Below are 16,533 nucleotides of genomic sequence, written 5' to 3' on the forward strand. Positions count from 1 at the left end.
ATTCATCCAAGATGATAATTTTGAAATTACTTTTTTTCCAGACACAACACATAAACGTTTTGATACATCACTCCAATGATCTTTTACAAATTTTCGGGCTTTCTTATTTGCAGTAGCAATCCCTTTCGAACGGTCATAATTATAAAACTCTTGAGAAAAACAATCTATAGTTTGATCTTTGAGTTGGTCAGTTATTTCATCAATTTTGTCTTCAATGCTAATTGAAAGGATGGACCCCTTTTTATTTTTTATGTTGGCGACTCTTTCAATAACCGAAGTGACGATCAGATAATTCTCAACTTCTTTTTTGTTCCATATATGCAACCTCACATTTTTTTCATCAGCCTCTTCATATCTTTTTTCCACCACTTCACCCGGATAATAATCAGAATCGAGAATGCAGTAGGTGGAAATTTTTTCACCGAATGAATTAGTCAACAACATAGCCGAGCCAATAGCATATGGCCACCCAGACCAACCACCGATCGGCATATTCGGTAAAATATCGATGGGTATTTTGGAATTCGGGAAAACTAAATTTTGAAACTGCTTTAAAAATTTTATATCTTTTCCCTCTACGAGCAACAATTTTCCCGAAGACCACAAACGGGTTAGCTGTAAATTTTGAGCACTACCAATTTTTTCAATTATTTTTTGGACTGCAGGAAGATTTGTGGAAAATGAAGACTTCTTCTGAGACCTTTCAATAATCAGAATATTATTTGGCTTTGTTTCTGATAATATTTCTGTAGAGTGTGTCGCAATGAGGCATTGCGGATTTCGGCTTCTAATAAATCGAAGTAATTTCCGTTGTAAATCTGGATGCATATACACATCAGGTTCATCAAGAATAATTGTATCGCTGTTTTTGGATCTGGTGATGAACCACATTGTTTGCAACCACATTTGCAAGCCATGTCCCATCCATCCAACTTCCGCTACAAAGTCTCCATCCCTCACCATTAACTCAATAGGTTGGTCAGGTAAATTACCCCTTCCTTCCAAACCTATAATTTGTAAACCAGGCCAACTTTCCTCTGCTAATGATTTAAATTCGTCAAAATAATCATTATAAAAAATAGCTAATTGATTTCGAAAATGATTAGATGAAAGGTGTGATGATAGATTCGCTTTAACATAATCAGTAGATCGAATATTCTCTTCTTTCTGAAGAGGCGAGATCTGTGGTAGGACACTGATTCTTGGTAATGAAGCCGATTTCGCCTTTATTTTACTTCCGATGATATGATTATTACTTTTCTGAATAACTGTATGGGTTTGCTTATTCGGGCCTATGTGCACAGTCATTTTATAACCATTCGAAAAAGTAGCCAATATTTTTCCGGGCGGGTCGTGGTAACGGTGAAATATATTTTCCCAACTCATATTGAGCCCAGATAAAGATACTCCGACACCTTTATGAGCTATTGGCAAATCAATCCAGACGGGGACTTTTTTAAATACTAAATTTTTATATCGTTCCGTAATTATAGCAACAAGTCTTAAACCTTCTACAATTGTTGATTTGCCAGCATTGTTTCTCCCAACAATAATTGTTTCATGATTGACTGGTAACTCATGGTCAGCGAAACATCGATAGTTTTTGAATATAATTGACTCAAGCATATTTATATATATTTTACCAAATTGTTGTTAGCACCAGATTTCTATAAAAATAATCACATGTTTCTTACCTTTAAAAAAGAACAAGTAATTGTGTGGTTCTGTGTATCTTGTAAATTTGAATGACATCCAACCAGATAAGCGAAAAATCTGGATTTAGAATTTTGTAGCAACATTTCTAATGCCTGTAAAGGCATTTTGACAAATCAATTTTTGTGGAAATGAGAATATGAAACTACGGGTATCCGTCCCATGTTGGAAAATGGTACTATTTTTTACCTAAAAAACAACCCCCCATCAAGGTAGTTACATCAACATTATTTTTGTTAAAATCTATAATCTGTTTAGTTCGCTTAAAATGATCTGTTGAAAATAGATTGAAAAAAATCAACCTTCCATTTATCATTAAAAAACATATAGATCTTGGTTGTCTGAATTTTTAACCCTATTCAAGGAAATATTCATGGTGGTCGGAACTGGCAAAATCAAATTTAAACTGTACGGTGTCAGTTCCTTGAAGGAAAAACGCAGTATCGTTAAATCAATTATCAACCGAATTAAAAACAAGTTCAATATCTCCATTGCGGAAACCGACTATAATGACAGTCATTCGTGGGCTCAAATCGGATTTTCAATCATCGGCAACGATCCAAGGGTGGTGAATTCAAAACTGGACAAGGTATTTAATTTGGCCGATGATATTGGCCTTGCACAGATTACGGACACTCAAATTGAAATTATTCATCTATAAATTGTTGCCGAATGTATTAAATTTTATAAGCGCTGTTTCTGGAGAGGAGGTGGAAAACCCTGTTCAGCTGCAGCCTTATACTTGCTAAAAACATAAGGTTCATAAATAGTCGGGTTATCCTGGAGTTCACCCAGCCTGGCATCTATTTCCCTTCTTTTTATATCTGTTTTCCAATTGCCCCAGTCTTCCAGGGATTCCCATTTGCTGATTACAACCACTCTGTTTGTGTTTTCAGCACAAATCAGGGTTTCTCCTGAAATATAGCCTTTTTGATGCATGGCGTTGAAACGGAGATTTTTCAGCAGTGAAAAAAAATGTTTTTCCTTGCCTTCACTAACGTTCCTTTTAATAATGACTTTTACAAGCATGATACCCCCTTCGTAAGTCTGTTTTTTGAATCAGAGTTGATTTTATCTTTCATCAACTCACACCATGTAATTTTTTGATCAAAAAAAGATATAATCTGCTGAGTAGAGATCAATTGAGATTTGAAATCGTGCTTATTCTTAATTGAAGTTGCTCTTTAGTAGTCTGCATTGAATATAGATAAAATTTAACACATGAATGAATTTAATGCAATGTAACAACCATCCTTAAGCAGGGTCAGCGCATTTAAATATTAAACGGTTCCTACAAAAATGAATTCTTTATCCTGCATATCCGACAGGCATGATCAGCAAAGGTTCGTGTGAGCGGGGTATCTTCATGGCCTTAATGAGCTTATTATCATGAAAAGCTCCGACAATTCCGGCCTTGAGTCCCAGAGCTTCTGCCTGGAGAAAAAGATTTTGACCTATATGGCCCGCTTCAATCATTGCATATCGAACCCCACGGTTTCTATATTTAACGGTCACCCGGCTATACTCTGCAGTAATAACAAGGTTAAGCGGTGCTTTGGCCATCCACATCTGGGAAAAAGCGGCCCTGGCGACACGATCTCTCAAGTCTTGTTTTGTTATCCATGACACCATATGCCTTTTGGCTTCATAGTGATAAACCCCGGCTTCCATCTGCTCCACACCGTCTTGCCCTGCAACAGCATAGACATCCATGGGATACAGTGCCCCTGCTGAAGGGCTGCCCCGCTTAAACCCGTTGGTTTCCGTAATACCCTGGGCAGACCATAACAGCTGGGAGAATTGTTCTAAACTCAAAATCTGCGGCTTATACGACCGGACGGTCCTTCGTTGTTTGATCGCCGTCTCTACTGCGATCGTTCCTTTTGTTTTAGCGGGTGGCAGTTTCATAACATCCCCTTGATATGGCTCAATGTTTTTTGAAATTGCCTGTCTCAAAGGCCAGGATGAGGCAATACCAAAAGCAGCAACCCAATTCAAAAAACAGGCTAAGATTTTTCTTCGTTCCTCTTTGAAATCCATTTTAACCCTTGCATTTATTAAAAAGCAGGGCACAAATTCACCCTGCTTTTTAATACTTTTTTGCCTGTGTGGTTATCGTTCGGGCATCCTTTCTTCTATTGATCCCATGGCCTCTTCAATGGTTGACCAGTTGTTAAATTCATAACCATAGCCTTCAATGTCAAAAAATTCGGTCATAAATTTACGAAAATACGCAGAGGCTTCATCATATTTGCCGGGATTGATTAAATAGGCCGACAAAACTTTCAGCCCTTTTTTGTCGCTGCTAATTGCCGTATCAACCAAAGTGGTAAACAGGTCTTCCGGTCTAGGGTATTTTTCAGTTGCCCCTAACCAGGCAGTTAATACTTCCTTGTTTTTGTGTGCCGGGTACTGGCTTTCAATAAAAATAATCGGCATAATGCCCCCTTTTATATTAAATGATTCAGGCAATATATGCGGTGATAATGAATTCTACAAACATATTGCCGCCAATGTTATTCTATTTTAAAAGTGATAATAGTCAGCAGGATATATGTCCTGCCTGATTAAAAACAAGAAGCAGGCAAGTGGAGGGGCCATATACAAACTATGAATTCTGATTACATCTCAATTGAAAATTCGATAAAAATCAGCATACAATATATCTTGGGGCAAAACAAATAGAATTTTAGACCCTGTAAGCAGAACCTTGTTGAAATTGAATGTGGATGGAAGTGCCGCCTGAATTGAAACAGCCATCCGGGGTTGTGCATGCCCGGCACAGGCGAATATCGCCGGGACAGATATCATTATCATTTGGTATGACGCCGCACCGGTTTGAATCAATCCATATGTTAAAGTGATATTGTTCAGAAAAAATTTTTATTCTCAGAAGATCAAACCCTCTGCCGCCAGCATTAAAATCATAGGGGTTTTTTGTTGAATAATCCATGGATTCCGGTGGGGTGAAATAATTTTTAAATATCAGGTGCAGGTTTTCTTTGGTAAATCCGATTCCATAATCTGTGACAATCAATTCCGGATGATGTTGTGTGTTTTTCAAAATAATATCAATTTTGCCGGCATCCGGGGTGTATTCAACTGCATTCCGGATGACCCCAGTTGTTATAATGTCAAGAATTTCAGGCGGAATATAAACAGGAATATTTTTATCAATTCGAATGTTCAAAAGACAGTTTCGATGCTGGAATTCGGGTCGAAGCTGTTCAATGAGTTTTGTCAGATATTCATCAAAAAGGAGAGATTGAGATTGAATTTTTTTTGGACCGAAAAGGTTTTCTATGGTGTCGTGTACCCTGTTGATAATATCAATATTTTCAGTTTCGCTTTCAATCAGGATGCTCAATTCATCTTTGCATGCATCAAGAAGCTTGTTAAGAATATGATAGGCTTTAAAATCTTTTTCTCTTAAGAGGTCTTCAACTTCATACTGTATATCCAGAATTCTGTTAAGATTTCTTTGTCCTCTTGTGAAAATTTTTTCAATCAAATGGTTTTCTAATCCTAAGGCCTTAAGTTTTTTTGACAAGAGCTTCATCGATGCGCTCAAAACTGCAACAGGGGTCTTAAGTTCATGGGCAAGATGGTTGATCACCTTGTCTTTTGCACGGTTTAATGTTTTCAGTTCTTTATAGGATTTGCGTAACTCTTCATGTATCCGGGTATTTTCAATGGGCAGCGCAATCGTACTGGTCACCATGCTCAGCAGTTCAATATCTGTGTTATCAAATTCTCCATGGCTTTTATTGACAACGGAAATCACACCGATGGTCCGGTCTTTAAGCTTTATGGGAACGGACAGAATGTTTTTTGTGGTAAGATCGGTTTCATCATCGACCCGTCTTAAGAAAAAAGAGCATTTGGCGGCATCTGGAATTATAAGGGGTTTTCCGGTTTTGTAAACACGCCCGGAAACTCCCTGGTCTGCCTGAAACCTGATTTTCTCGAATTTTTTTTCCGATTCCAGGTTCCGGTACTGGGCAGAAAAAAAATAGAGCTGGTCTTTTGATTTATCTGCCAGCAGAATGAAGGCCCCTTCCACAGATATCAGTTTTTGTATCTCTTTATTGATAAGAGCGATAAGATCTTCCAGTTTCTGGTATTGATGCAGTGCTTTGGAGATAGTGAACATGATCCGGTTGCTTTTAGCCATCCGTTTTTCAACGGTCATGTCCCGCAGTATCAATGCCTGTCCTACCGGTTTGTTATGTTCATCATACAAAATTGATCCATTGATTAATATATCAAGAATTCGTCCGTCTTTAGTGTATCTTTGGGTTTCAAAGTCATGAACCGATTGGTTTTTGAACAATTGTTTCATCCCCTGTTTTGCCTGATCAATCAAGTGATCGGGAATGAATTTAATATTTTTTCCTTTTACCTCTTTGAGGGTCCATCCGAAGACTTTTTCAAACGCCGGATTGATGTATTCAACCGTGTTGTCAAGGGTGAAGGCAAATACCGGGTCAGGCAGGAACTTTAAGAGTGTGCGGAGACGTTCTTGTGCGAGACGGGTTTTCTGGTACAATTTTATAGCTGATTTTTCTGCGTTCTGTGCATCTTGAAGAGCTGATTGTTTGTCCCTCAATTTCATTTATACCACCTTGGAAAAATATAACCGTTCATTATCTGACATAATTACTTATACTCAGAATGTTATCGTGTTTTCAACATGATATCTTAAAAAGGTTAAAGATATCATAAAATTTTGTTAATTTAAGGATTTCCTTTCACTTTAAAAGATGATAGGTTACAGTCGAATTTTGAACCGCGGGATCTGTTCCGGTGGTTTTTTTTATTTAATGAAAAGGAAAGCAACAACAATGATTTGCGCAACCAACGTTACCCTCGCCTATGGCAAGAGGGTCTTGTTCAAAGACGTCAATATAAAGTTTACACCGGGAAATATTTACGGGCTCATCGGCGCCAACGGCGCAGGAAAGTCCACATTCTTAAAAATTCTTGCCGGGGATATCGAATCAGACACAGGGACCGTATCAGTAGGGTCCAAAGAGCGAATCGCGGTTTTAAGACAGGATCACTTTGCCTTTGACGAGGACACGGTTTTAAATACTGTGATCATGGGCCATGAAAAGTTGTACAAAATTATGGCACAGAGGGATGCGCTTTATGCCAAGCCCGATTTTTCCGAAGAGGATGGCATCAGGTCAGGTGAGCTTGAGCTCGAATTTGCAGAGATGAACGGCTATGAGGCAGAGTCTGAAGCGGCAGTTCTTTTAAACAGTCTGGGAATTAGTGAAGAGCTGCATGAGAAAAAGATGAAGGAACTCGAGGGTGGGGAAAAAGTGCGGGTACTTCTTGCCCAGGCCTTGTTTGGAAACCCGGACGTCCTGCTTCTGGACGAGCCCACCAACAACCTGGACATCAAATCCATTTCCTGGCTTGAGAGGTTCCTCTACCGGTTCAAGAACACGGTAATCGTGGTATCACATGACCGTCATTTCATGAACCAGGTCTGTACCCATATTGCAGACATTGATTTTAGTAAAATATCTGTATACGCAGGGAATTATGATTTCTGGTACCAGGCCAGCCAGCTGAACCTGAAACAAAAACTGGCTGATAATAAGAAAGTGACTGACCGGGCCAATGAGTTGAAGTCATTTATACAGCGATTCAGTTCCAACGCTTCCAAATCCAAACAGGCAACCTCCCGCAAGAAACTCTTAGAAAAACTTACCATTGAAGACATGCCGGTATCCTCAAGGAAATACCCGTTTATCAGTTTTAAGCCGGAACGATCCTGTGGAAATGTGATCCTGGAAGTGGACAAGCTCACAAAAACCATTGATGGTGAAAAAGTGTTGAATAATGTGAGTTTTACGGTGAACGGTGCAGATAAGATCGCTTTTATGGGCAGCAGCAGTCTGGCCAGGACCACTCTTTTCCAGATTCTGGCCGGAGAAATAGAACCGGACAGCGGTACTTTTAACTGGGGAGTCACCATTACTCACTCCTATTTCCCCAAGGAACACAGTGACTATTTCAACGGCGACCGGAATCTTATCGAGTGGCTCATGCAATTCGCTCCCCCCAAAGAGAACGAAAACTTTGCCCGGACTTTTTTGGGGCGCATGCTCTTTTCCGGGGAGGATGCCACAAAAAAGATCAGCATGCTCTCCGGCGGGGAAAAAGTACGCTGCATGCTTTCAAGGATGATGCTTGCCAAATCCAATGTCCTGATGCTGGATGAACCCACCAACCACCTTGATCTGGAATCCATCACGTCATTAAATAACAGCCTGCTCAAATTCCAGGAGGTGATTCTTTTTGCCTCCCATGACCATGAGTTTGTGAGTACCGTGGTAAACCGGATTATAGAGATCACACCCGGCGGAGTTATCGATCGGCTCATGACGTTCGATGAGTATATTGAAAGCACGGAAGTTGCACAAACCCGAAAAGCCATGACCCAAAAGGCTGCTTAAGCAACCGGGTTCAAAGAAGCATGGTGCGGTCAGGGTTTTTCTGCAAGCCAGATGGTGTGCCGGCTGCCTTTTCCGGATTTGCGGGCTCGTACGGTAACGGTTTGGGCTTTAAATCCGCACTGCTTCAGGCGGCGGGTGAATGCCTCGTCTGGTTTGGAAGACCAGACGGCCAGAATCCCTTTGGGGCGGAGAGCTAAAAAGGAGCTTTCCAGACCGGGTCTGCTGTAGAGGCGGTCATTGGCTGTCCGGGTAAGTCCGGCAGGTCCGTTGTCCACATCAAGAAGTATTGCATCCCATGCGGATTTTTTCCTTCTGATGATTTTTGCCACATCTTCTTCTTTGACAGATACCCGGGGATCATCCAGCGGCACTCCTGAAAGGTGTCCCAGGTATTCCCGGTTCCATCTGACCACCGCCGGGATCAGTTCGGATACGATGATGCATGTATCCGGTCTTGATTGTTCAAGTGCGGCTGCCAGGGTATAGCCCATGCCGAGGCCTCCAATGAGAATCCTTAAGTCTGATTTTTGTTTGATTCGGCTGCATGTGAGCTGTGCCAGCGCATCTTCGGAACCGTGGACACGGCTGTTCATCAGCTCTGTTCCTGCGGTTCGGATCGAGAATTCCGAGCCTCGCTTCATCAGTGTGACGCCTCCTTCATGTCCGGGGACGTTGGCCCTGTCAATTTCTTCCCAGGGGATCACACTCTTCTCCTCATGTTCTATTGTTTATTCCTTAATCTGATGAATAAATTGGGTCATGATATGTAATACTTTTTCAGGCTGTTCAAGGTGTGGAGAGTGCCTGCAATCATCAATCAGATAGGTTTTGGCATGTTTAACATGGCGTTTAATGGATTCCATCTGTTTTTTTGTTCCATATTGATCGTCTTTTCCCTGGATGGCAAGCATGGGGACTTTGATTCTGCATAAGTATTTTTCAATGTTCCATTTGATAAAATTGGGGTGCAGCCAGACGTCATTCCAGCCCCGGAATGCATTATCTGTATTTTTACCATGATATTTCTCAAGGCCTTGTTTTAAGGTATGCTGTTCATAATTTATTTTTGCCTGTTGGATACAATCCACGGTGACCTGTTCGCAAAAAACGTGGGCCGCCTCAGTGATCAACCCTTTCAGGCCTTTTGCATAGGGACTGCCGGCAAATATAGTTCCAATTGAGCCGCCGTCGGAATGACCGATCAGGATATAGTTTTCTATTTGAGTTTTTTTTATAATTTCAGGCAGTATGGTTAACGCTTCTTTGTGCATGAAATTAATTTTCCATGGGGTAGGGCACGGATCTGAACTGCCGTATCCAAACCGTGAAAAAACCAGGGCAGGGCAACCTGTATTCCGGGATACCATCCCGGGGAAATCTTTCCACATTTCGGCACACCCTATGCCTTCATGCAAAAAGATCAGGGTCGGGCGATCTTTTTGTTTTGTCTGATACCATTGGACTTCAATTTTTCTGGAACCCAGTTTTAAAAAGACTGTCAAATGTTATGCTCCTTTCATAACAGTATTAACGCATTGTTTGGTACAAGACAAACAAAAATAACTCTTGCAACCGAACACCTGAAAATTTCCAGCTTCCCGCGTTCTTAACCGGAATTGATTTAACCGGTAGAAGCCCTGGCCGTCATGGCCAGGGCAGCGTAAACGGTAAGCAGGCAATTATATAAATGGTTAAACCAATAAAGCCTTACGATCTTCCTGGTCTTTTAATTCAAACCGTTTTACTTTTCCTGTTGCAGTTTTGGGCAAATCGTCCACAAAATAAATCCACCGGGGGAATTTATAATGGGCCAGTTCCTTTTTAACATAGGTTTTTATTTCTTTCTCAAGTCCCTCTGATGGAGAAAAGCCCTTATTTAAAACAATATAAGCACAGGGCTTTACAAGGTCTTCTTCATTTCTGGACGGAACAACTGCGCTTTCAAGGACAGCCGGGTGACCAATGAGACAAGCCTCAACTTCAATGGGGGAAACCCAGATGCCGCCTACTTTCAACATGTCATTTGATCGCCCTACATAAAAGAAAAACCCTTCTTCATCCACAAAAAATTTATCATCGGTATTAAACCATTCTCCCAACATGGCTTCTTTGGTTTTTTCATGTTTGTTCCAATAGTAGGGTGCTGTGCTGTCGCCTTTAATCAAAAGAGTTCCGATCTCTCCCTGAAGCACTTCATTGAAATCATTGTCCACAATCTTTGCTTCATACCCGGGCACAATCTGTCCCGTACTTCCCGGTCGGATGTCCTCCACCCGGTTGGAAACATAGATATGAGCGATTTCCGTAGACCCGATACCATCAAGGATGTCCACATTAAATCGGTCTTTCCAGCGGTGGAAGATATCTGCGGGCAAGGCTTCGCCTGCAGACACACAAAGCCTGATCCCATTCACCTTTCCTTCTTCTGCTGCGAGCATGGCGCCGTACAGGGTGGGGACCCCAAAGAACAAGGTGGGCTGGTGAAGGGCAATGGTGTTATAGACAGATTCCGGTGTGGGGCGTTCCGGCATCAATACGGCTGTTGCACCGACACTGAAAGGAAAATAGAGCCCATTACCCAGCCCATAGGCAAAAAACAATTTTGCAGCTGAAAAACAGACATCATCTTCCTGTATCTTTAATACCTGCTTTCCATAGGTCTCAACGCTGAACAGCATATCATGCTGTAAATGAACTGTCCCTTTGGGTTTTCCTGTTGACCCCGAACTGTACAACCAGAAACAGGCATCATCCGGGCAGGTTTCGGCCGGTTCAAGGGAATCGGACTGGTTGCTGACAAAGTCATCATATGCCATGACATCCGACCGGGCCTGGGTGCGGTTGACCATGATGATCCGCTCCAGAAATTTCAGTTCATTTTTGATTTCTTCTATATTGAAATACAGGCTCTCGTCAACCACCAGAACCCTTGCCCGGCTGTCATTTAAAAAATAGAGATAATCCTTTGGCCGCATCAAGGTATTCAGGCAGATGGGAATTGCACCGGCTTTGATAGAGCCGAAAAATACCACAGGATAAAGTTCCATATCCAGCATGAGCATGGCCACCCGGTCTTCCAGTCTGACCCCTTTTGACAACAGGGCATTACCAAATCGGTTGACCTCTTTGGCAAGCCTTCCATAAGTCATCTGCCGGTCTTCACACAGAACCGCGACTTTATCCTTTCTTCCTTCACGGATATTTTTGTCCACAAAATAATCTGCAGCATTAAAGTGCTCAGATTCAAGAATGTCAAGTTTCATAATTTATTTTCTCCTGATAAGTTATTTGGTCAAAATTGGGTGGAAAAATAATTTAAGGCTTTTTTCTTCGGTTTTGCCGGGTGTTGTCAGATAAGACACGACAAAGAAAACAATCCCGGAGAGAATAAACGAGGCAAGGAATCCGTTCAAGTTGAGCAGCGATTTCTGGGGAAACAGAACCATGGCTTTGCCGCCGACAAAAAAGAAGGTGACGTTTAATGTGACACCGACCAGTGTGGATAAGATAGCACCAGTCGCGGTGGCCCTTTTCCAATAATAAGCCCCCCAAAGAGCAAAAAAAGTTACCGCCACTGTACCGAAAGCAATAATGGAAAGCTCTGCCACCGGGGTATTGGGATTCCAGGCAATAAATACACAGATGGCCATGATAATGGCCACAAATACCCTGGCAATGGTAATGAGTTGTGATGATTTGGTTTCCGGCCTGAGTATCTTGACAATGTCCACTGAAAGATTTGCCGCATTTCCAAAAACAAGACCGTTCACTGTTGACATGGCAGCCGTAAATCCACCCGCTACTGCAAATGCTGCCAGCCAGTCCGGCATGGTTGCACTTGCAACAAGTCCGTAAATTTTATCGGCTTCAACCCCCTTAAGCCCCGGAACGATGATGTTGCCGGCAATGCCGATCAGAGTGGGCATGGTGATGACGACCAGGCAGATGCCGCCAAATGCGAGGAACATTGCTTTGAGTCCCCGGACGGACCGGCTTGAATAGGCATGCATAAAGGGCTGAGGGAAACAGACGCATCCCAGGCACATAGCAGCTGCCATTCCAAAAATCATGGGATAACTCCAGACTTTACCCCCTGCCCAGCCAATCTGAAACAGGTTGGGATGTTTTGCCATAACCAGTTCCATGGTCGGAACAAATCCGCCATTTTTCATCATAACAAAAAAGAAGAGAACAAACACCATGATGGAAAAAAAGACCCCCTGGATAGCATTGACCCATGCCGCTCCTTTCATCCCGCCCATCATCAGATATAATGCAATAAAAAAGGGAACAAAGAACAACCCGGCATGAAAAGAAATAATGCCTTCGCTCATGGCTTCCAGCATGACACCGATTCCCTGGATCTGAGCGACGATGTATGGGATGGATGCCACAAGCACCACAAGAACCAGGATAATTCTCATGGGAGTGCCATATCTTTCACCAAACGGCGCACCCATAGTCATCCATTTTCTGGCCCTTCCCAAAAGGAATGTCTTTTTGTGCATGAAATACCATAAAAATCCTAAAGGAACCAGGTTGGCAGTCAGGACATATAAGGACCCGAATCCCAGACGGTATCCAAAGCTTGACATTCCGAACATGGAAAAAGCACTTAAGAAGGATGCCAGAAGGCTGAAAATAAGAACAAAATAGCCAAGGCTTGACCCTGCCACAAAATAATCGTCTGCAGTTTTTGTGAACCCTTTTCGGAATGCCACATAGCTGATATAGACCGATACCAGGCAAAGGCTGGTAATAATAATAACGGCTATCATTTTATATCTCCTCCTTGCTGGTTTCTTGAGTGTCTTTTATGAGCGCATCTATGATCTCTTCAAGATCCTCATCATACAACGCCAAGTCCGTCCAAAATAGATAAATCCATTCAATTATAAAGAGGACAGCTCCAATTACCAGCATGATGAACGCCCACGAGGGCATTCCCATAATCAATCCAACTTCACCATAACTTCCATATCCAATAGGGCACCAGCACAATACAGTGAGAATAAGAAACAAGCTTAAAAAAAGAGTGTTTTTCTTTTTGTTTACATTAGACGACATTCACTTTCTCCCTTTGTGTTAAAGATGTTAAAAAATACAGACACATTTACCAATGAATCTTCACTGGTTCTCAGTAAAGAGCAAATCCTGTGCCAGTTTTTTGGAAAAATTTAAAGAGGTGAAACAATCACAGGGACAATGGTTTTCAAATATTGACGGGTTGATGACCGATCGGATTTATCGGAAAGAATCTTTCTGGGATAGCAAGTTTCTTTCACTAGTCAGGGGGAGTAAGCTGGTACTTTTGAATTTTTTTCCGTAAAGTGGGCAAAGAAATTTTAAGAATTTTAGCGGCTTTTGTTTTATTCCATCGAACGGATTGAAGGATGTTAAAAATGTGCTTGCTTTCTATTCGTGAAAGAGAAAATGTGTTTGTATTTTTTTCCCCTGAAATTGGATCATTTGACAACAGATCTTCAATGGTATCCAAAAGGATTACAGTCCCCCTGGTTTGTATGGATGCTGAAATAATAATATTTTCAAGCTCCCTGACATTCCCTGTCCAGGGATGACGTTTCAGTCTTTCAATGCAGCCGCTTTGAAGGTTTGCTTTTTTTACACCCAGCTCTCGAGCGCTTTTCATGGTGAAATGGGCTACAAGATCATTGATATCAGATAATCTCTGCCTTAATGGAGGAAGGGTTATGGTTGCCACATTGAGTCTGTAATAGAGATCATCCCTGAATGTATTTTTGTTAACCATCTTTCCAAGGTTTTTATTAGTGGCGACAATGATTCTGCACCTGGATTTTAGAACATTCTTGCCACCAACACGCATATACTGCTTTCTTTCAAGAAATCCCAAAAGCTTTGCCTGAAGGTTTAACGGCAGTTCCCCGACCTCATCAAGGAAGATAGTACCTTCACCGGCCAATTCAATTTTACCCGGTCTTGAATTCACAGCTCCTGTAAAGGCTCCTTTTTCATGGCCGAACAGTTCACTTTCCAGAAGAGTATCAACCACAGCTGAACAGTCAAAGGTGATAAAGGGTTGATTGCAGTACGGGCCGCTCAAATGGATCCGTCTTGCAACAAGTTCTTTACCTGTGCCGGTTTCACCCGTAATCAGTACCGTGGCCCTGTTTTGGCAAAGCATGCCAATCATTTTATAAATTTCTTTCATTTCTTTACTTTTACCGACTATTTCATTTGCTTTATAAGAGATCCGGTTTTCATATTTTTCCGTTGTTTTAGTGTCTTCATAAAAACTTGCAATTGCATCGTTTACTATTTTTTCAAGCTCATCCGCATCTAAAGGTTTATGGATATAATCATAAGCCCCTTTTTTTATGGCTTCTATGGTAGTTTCCATATCCTGGAATGCTGTGATCATAATAATTTTTGACAAAGGATAAACAGTGTGCATCTGGCTTAAGGCATCCAGACCACTGCCGTCAGGAAGTCTGATGTCAAGGATGACCACCTCAGGACACAGCTCATTAAATCGATTTAATGCCTCTTTAATTGTTGATGTCGTGTGAACGGCATGCCCTTTTTCAGACATGAACATGTCGATTGATTTACGGATCGGATATTCATCATCAACAACTAATATCTTAGCCATTTGTTTCTCCCATAGGAATGAGTACTTCAAATATGGTTCCTGTCTCTTCTGCATTAGATACTTTTACTATGCCACCATGGGCCTCTACAATCCTTTTCACATTTGCAAGACCGAGACCGGTACCTTTTGTTTTTGTTGTATAAAACGGTTCAAAAATATTTACTAATACTTCTTTCGGGATACCTTTTCCATCATCTTCAACTCTGATGACAAAATAGGCTTGACCATTATTGTTTTCCTTACTTGTTGAAATTATTATTTTCCCGAAATCATCAACAGAGTCCAATGCATTTAAAAGTAAATTGATAATCAGTTGCTCAATTTTTCCTTTATCAGCAGAAAGTTCTTTTAATCTTCGGTCAATATTGATTTTATAATCAATATTTTTTCTATAGAGTTTTATTTCTAAAAGCTCAACACAGGAATAAATAATATGGTTGATATTTGTCGGGGTACGTTGCAATGATACTGGTTTTGCAAAATTAAGAAGTTCCCGTAAAATGCTTTCAAGTCGTTTAATCTCTCTTTCTGATATTTGAAGCCGTTTTCTATCATTCCCCTTTAAGAGAATAGTTTTGTTTAAAATTTGAAGATTCATTTTTATTGATGATAGAGGATTTCTGATTTCATGGGAAAGAGATGCCGTTAATTTGCCGATATATGCCATTCGCTCTGTTTCTCTGTTTTTTTTCTCCATCTCAACCCGCTTTGTAATATCCCTGACAATACAAAGGTTATAATTTTTACCTTTGAACAATGATGGCCTGAAATTAATTTCCGTGGGCAGGTGTTCCCTATCCTTTGTCAACCGCTGGTATTCGAATGCATCGGTTTCAATGCCCGGCTCAATATTTTTGGTGATAATGTCTCTTACCTTTTCATGGCTTTCCCGGGCAACAAAAGACATGAATGATTTTGGGATATTATCAGTTGTCCGATACCCGTGCATTCTGGAAAAAGCCGGATTCACAAAATCAATTTTTTCTTTATCCAGCACCAGATAGCCGTCACTGATATCTTCAACAAGGGTTTTGTACTTATGTTCAGATTCTTTCAATTCTGTTGTTCTTGTTGTTACATCTTGTTCAAGCCGGTTTGCATATTCTTTTAAATACTTTTCATGCGTTTTTTGAAAGTGCTTGCTGAATCGATGGATGGTGTAGGCAAGGCCCGTGTTGATGGATTCAATATTTTCGTACAACAATTGTCTTGGTGATTCTTTTACAAGGACTGGAATAATAATCTGCCGGTAAAGCTCAAATGCTTTCTGGACATCATCCAGGGGGAAGCCTGTCTCTAATCGGATTTTTGTGATTTCATTGATAAACTTATTTATGCGGGTATAATCATTGCGGGTAATCAGTTGACGGAACGCATCATATGCTTCTCCTGTGGTCATGTTCAGTTCTTCTGAGGATCTTTTGGTATAATGCTCAGACACATCATGTTTGAGCCTTTTTTCCCATTCAACCACAACCCGGCCTCTATGTCTGCTTAGAAAATTTTCCCATTTAAAATTCATTTTAACAAAAATCCTCAATACATCAAAAATATATTTGATCAAAAACCGTCAAGGGAGCCAGAGCACCGACCCTGTTTTTGACCAAAGGAAATCTGAACTTATATGGGTTCGATCCCTATCAGATAGGATTTTTTGAAGCAAGAAAAATTTTTTAAAATTTGACTTTTTGAACAATACCGGTTATTTAGATAAGTTTT

The 16,533-nt window shown here is 41.0% G+C and carries 14 protein-coding genes; 2 read left to right on the top strand and 12 right to left on the bottom strand.

Features of this window, described 5'->3' with window-relative positions; genetic code table 11:
- A partial coding sequence (locus HGJ91_RS08150) for an ATP-dependent endonuclease (RefSeq protein WP_291347226.1) occupies window positions 1–1,626 on the bottom strand: 1,626 nt, incomplete at its 3' end.
- Window positions 1,627–2,086: 460 nt separating this feature from the next.
- Between HGJ91_RS08150 and HGJ91_RS08155 the strand changes: the two genes are divergently transcribed.
- Window positions 2,087–2,374, top strand: coding sequence for a DUF503 domain-containing protein (locus HGJ91_RS08155; RefSeq protein WP_291347227.1), 288 nt, complete (start codon window positions 2,087–2,089; stop codon window positions 2,372–2,374).
- Window positions 2,375–2,397: 23 nt separating this feature from the next.
- Here the strand turns inward: HGJ91_RS08155 and HGJ91_RS08160 are convergent, their stop codons facing one another.
- From HGJ91_RS08160 to HGJ91_RS08175, 4 genes are all read right to left on the bottom strand, one after another.
- Complete coding sequence (locus HGJ91_RS08160; protein WP_291347228.1) at window positions 2,398–2,742, bottom strand: antibiotic biosynthesis monooxygenase; 345 nt, start codon at window positions 2,740–2,742, stop codon at window positions 2,398–2,400.
- A 279-nt stretch (window positions 2,743–3,021) separates the two neighbouring features.
- Window positions 3,022–3,621: a SagB/ThcOx family dehydrogenase gene (locus HGJ91_RS08165; protein ID WP_291347229.1), complete on the bottom strand. Its 600-nt coding sequence runs from the start codon at window positions 3,619–3,621 to the stop codon at window positions 3,022–3,024.
- 204 nt (window positions 3,622–3,825) lie between these two features.
- Window positions 3,826–4,152: a hypothetical protein gene (locus HGJ91_RS08170; protein ID WP_291347230.1), complete on the bottom strand. Its 327-nt coding sequence runs from the start codon at window positions 4,150–4,152 to the stop codon at window positions 3,826–3,828.
- 250 nt (window positions 4,153–4,402) lie between these two features.
- Window positions 4,403–6,328 carry a PAS domain S-box protein gene (locus HGJ91_RS08175; RefSeq protein WP_291347231.1) on the bottom strand — a complete coding sequence of 642 codons (1,926 nt, stop codon included), beginning with the start codon at window positions 6,326–6,328 and terminating at the stop codon, window positions 4,403–4,405.
- A 229-nt stretch (window positions 6,329–6,557) separates the two neighbouring features.
- Between HGJ91_RS08175 and HGJ91_RS08180 the strand changes: the two genes are divergently transcribed.
- Window positions 6,558–8,183, top strand: coding sequence for an ABC-F family ATP-binding cassette domain-containing protein (locus HGJ91_RS08180; protein ID WP_291347232.1), 1,626 nt, complete (start codon window positions 6,558–6,560; stop codon window positions 8,181–8,183).
- A 29-nt stretch (window positions 8,184–8,212) separates the two neighbouring features.
- Here HGJ91_RS08180 and HGJ91_RS08185 read toward each other — a convergent pair whose 3' ends face one another.
- The 7 genes from HGJ91_RS08185 to HGJ91_RS08215 all read right to left on the bottom strand — a co-directional run bounded on the left by HGJ91_RS08185 (window position 8,213) and on the right by HGJ91_RS08215 (window position 16,336).
- Window positions 8,213–8,887: a hypothetical protein gene (locus HGJ91_RS08185; protein WP_291347233.1), complete on the bottom strand. Its 675-nt coding sequence runs from the start codon at window positions 8,885–8,887 to the stop codon at window positions 8,213–8,215.
- Between the two features lie 24 nt (window positions 8,888–8,911).
- Complete coding sequence (locus HGJ91_RS08190) at window positions 8,912–9,685, bottom strand: alpha/beta hydrolase (RefSeq protein ID WP_291347234.1); 774 nt, start codon at window positions 9,683–9,685, stop codon at window positions 8,912–8,914.
- A 189-nt stretch (window positions 9,686–9,874) separates the two neighbouring features.
- Window positions 9,875–11,446: a benzoate-CoA ligase family protein gene (locus HGJ91_RS08195; RefSeq protein ID WP_291347235.1), complete on the bottom strand. Its 1,572-nt coding sequence runs from the start codon at window positions 11,444–11,446 to the stop codon at window positions 9,875–9,877.
- Between the two features lie 21 nt (window positions 11,447–11,467).
- A complete protein-coding gene (locus HGJ91_RS08200) occupies window positions 11,468–12,961 on the bottom strand; it encodes a sodium:solute symporter (protein ID WP_291347236.1) in 1,494 nt (497 codons plus the stop codon).
- A gap of 1 nt (window position 12,962) precedes the next feature.
- A complete protein-coding gene (locus tag HGJ91_RS08205; RefSeq protein WP_291347237.1) occupies window positions 12,963–13,250 on the bottom strand; it encodes a DUF997 domain-containing protein in 288 nt (95 codons plus the stop codon).
- 217 nt (window positions 13,251–13,467) lie between these two features.
- Window positions 13,468–14,814, bottom strand: a complete 1,347-nt coding sequence (locus HGJ91_RS08210; protein ID WP_291347238.1) for a sigma-54 dependent transcriptional regulator — start codon at window positions 14,812–14,814, stop codon at window positions 13,468–13,470.
- Window positions 14,807–16,336 (bottom strand): ATP-binding protein, encoded by a 1,530-nt coding sequence (locus HGJ91_RS08215; RefSeq protein WP_291347239.1) that lies wholly within the window; start codon window positions 16,334–16,336, stop codon window positions 14,807–14,809. Before HGJ91_RS08215 ends, HGJ91_RS08210 begins: the two co-directional genes overlap by 8 nt.
- Between the last annotated feature and the right edge of the window lie 197 nt (window positions 16,337–16,533).

This window comes from Desulfobacula sp., assembly GCF_014237455.1.
In the GTDB taxonomy this organism is placed as follows: Bacteria; Desulfobacterota; Desulfobacteria; order Desulfobacterales; family Desulfobacteraceae; genus Desulfobacula.

Coding starts and splice junctions, on each gene's coding strand:
- HGJ91_RS08155 (WP_291347227.1), top strand. CDS start 2,087: ATGGTGGTCGGAACTGGCAAAATCAAATTTAAACTGTACGGTGTCAGT.
- HGJ91_RS08160 (WP_291347228.1), bottom strand. CDS start 2,742: ATGCTTGTAAAAGTCATTATTAAAAGGAACGTTAGTGAAGGCAAGGAA.
- HGJ91_RS08165 (WP_291347229.1), bottom strand. CDS start 3,621: ATGAAACTGCCACCCGCTAAAACAAAAGGAACGATCGCAGTAGAGACG.
- HGJ91_RS08170 (WP_291347230.1), bottom strand. CDS start 4,152: ATGCCGATTATTTTTATTGAAAGCCAGTACCCGGCACACAAAAACAAG.
- HGJ91_RS08175 (WP_291347231.1), bottom strand. CDS start 6,328: ATGAAATTGAGGGACAAACAATCAGCTCTTCAAGATGCACAGAACGCA.
- HGJ91_RS08180 (WP_291347232.1), top strand. CDS start 6,558: ATGATTTGCGCAACCAACGTTACCCTCGCCTATGGCAAGAGGGTCTTG.
- HGJ91_RS08195 (WP_291347235.1), bottom strand. CDS start 11,446: ATGAAACTTGACATTCTTGAATCTGAGCACTTTAATGCTGCAGATTAT.
- HGJ91_RS08200 (WP_291347236.1), bottom strand. CDS start 12,961: ATGATAGCCGTTATTATTATTACCAGCCTTTGCCTGGTATCGGTCTAT.
- HGJ91_RS08205 (WP_291347237.1), bottom strand. CDS start 13,250: ATGTCGTCTAATGTAAACAAAAAGAAAAACACTCTTTTTTTAAGCTTG.
- HGJ91_RS08210 (WP_291347238.1), bottom strand. CDS start 14,814: ATGGCTAAGATATTAGTTGTTGATGATGAATATCCGATCCGTAAATCA.
- HGJ91_RS08215 (WP_291347239.1), bottom strand. CDS start 16,336: ATGAATTTTAAATGGGAAAATTTTCTAAGCAGACATAGAGGCCGGGTT.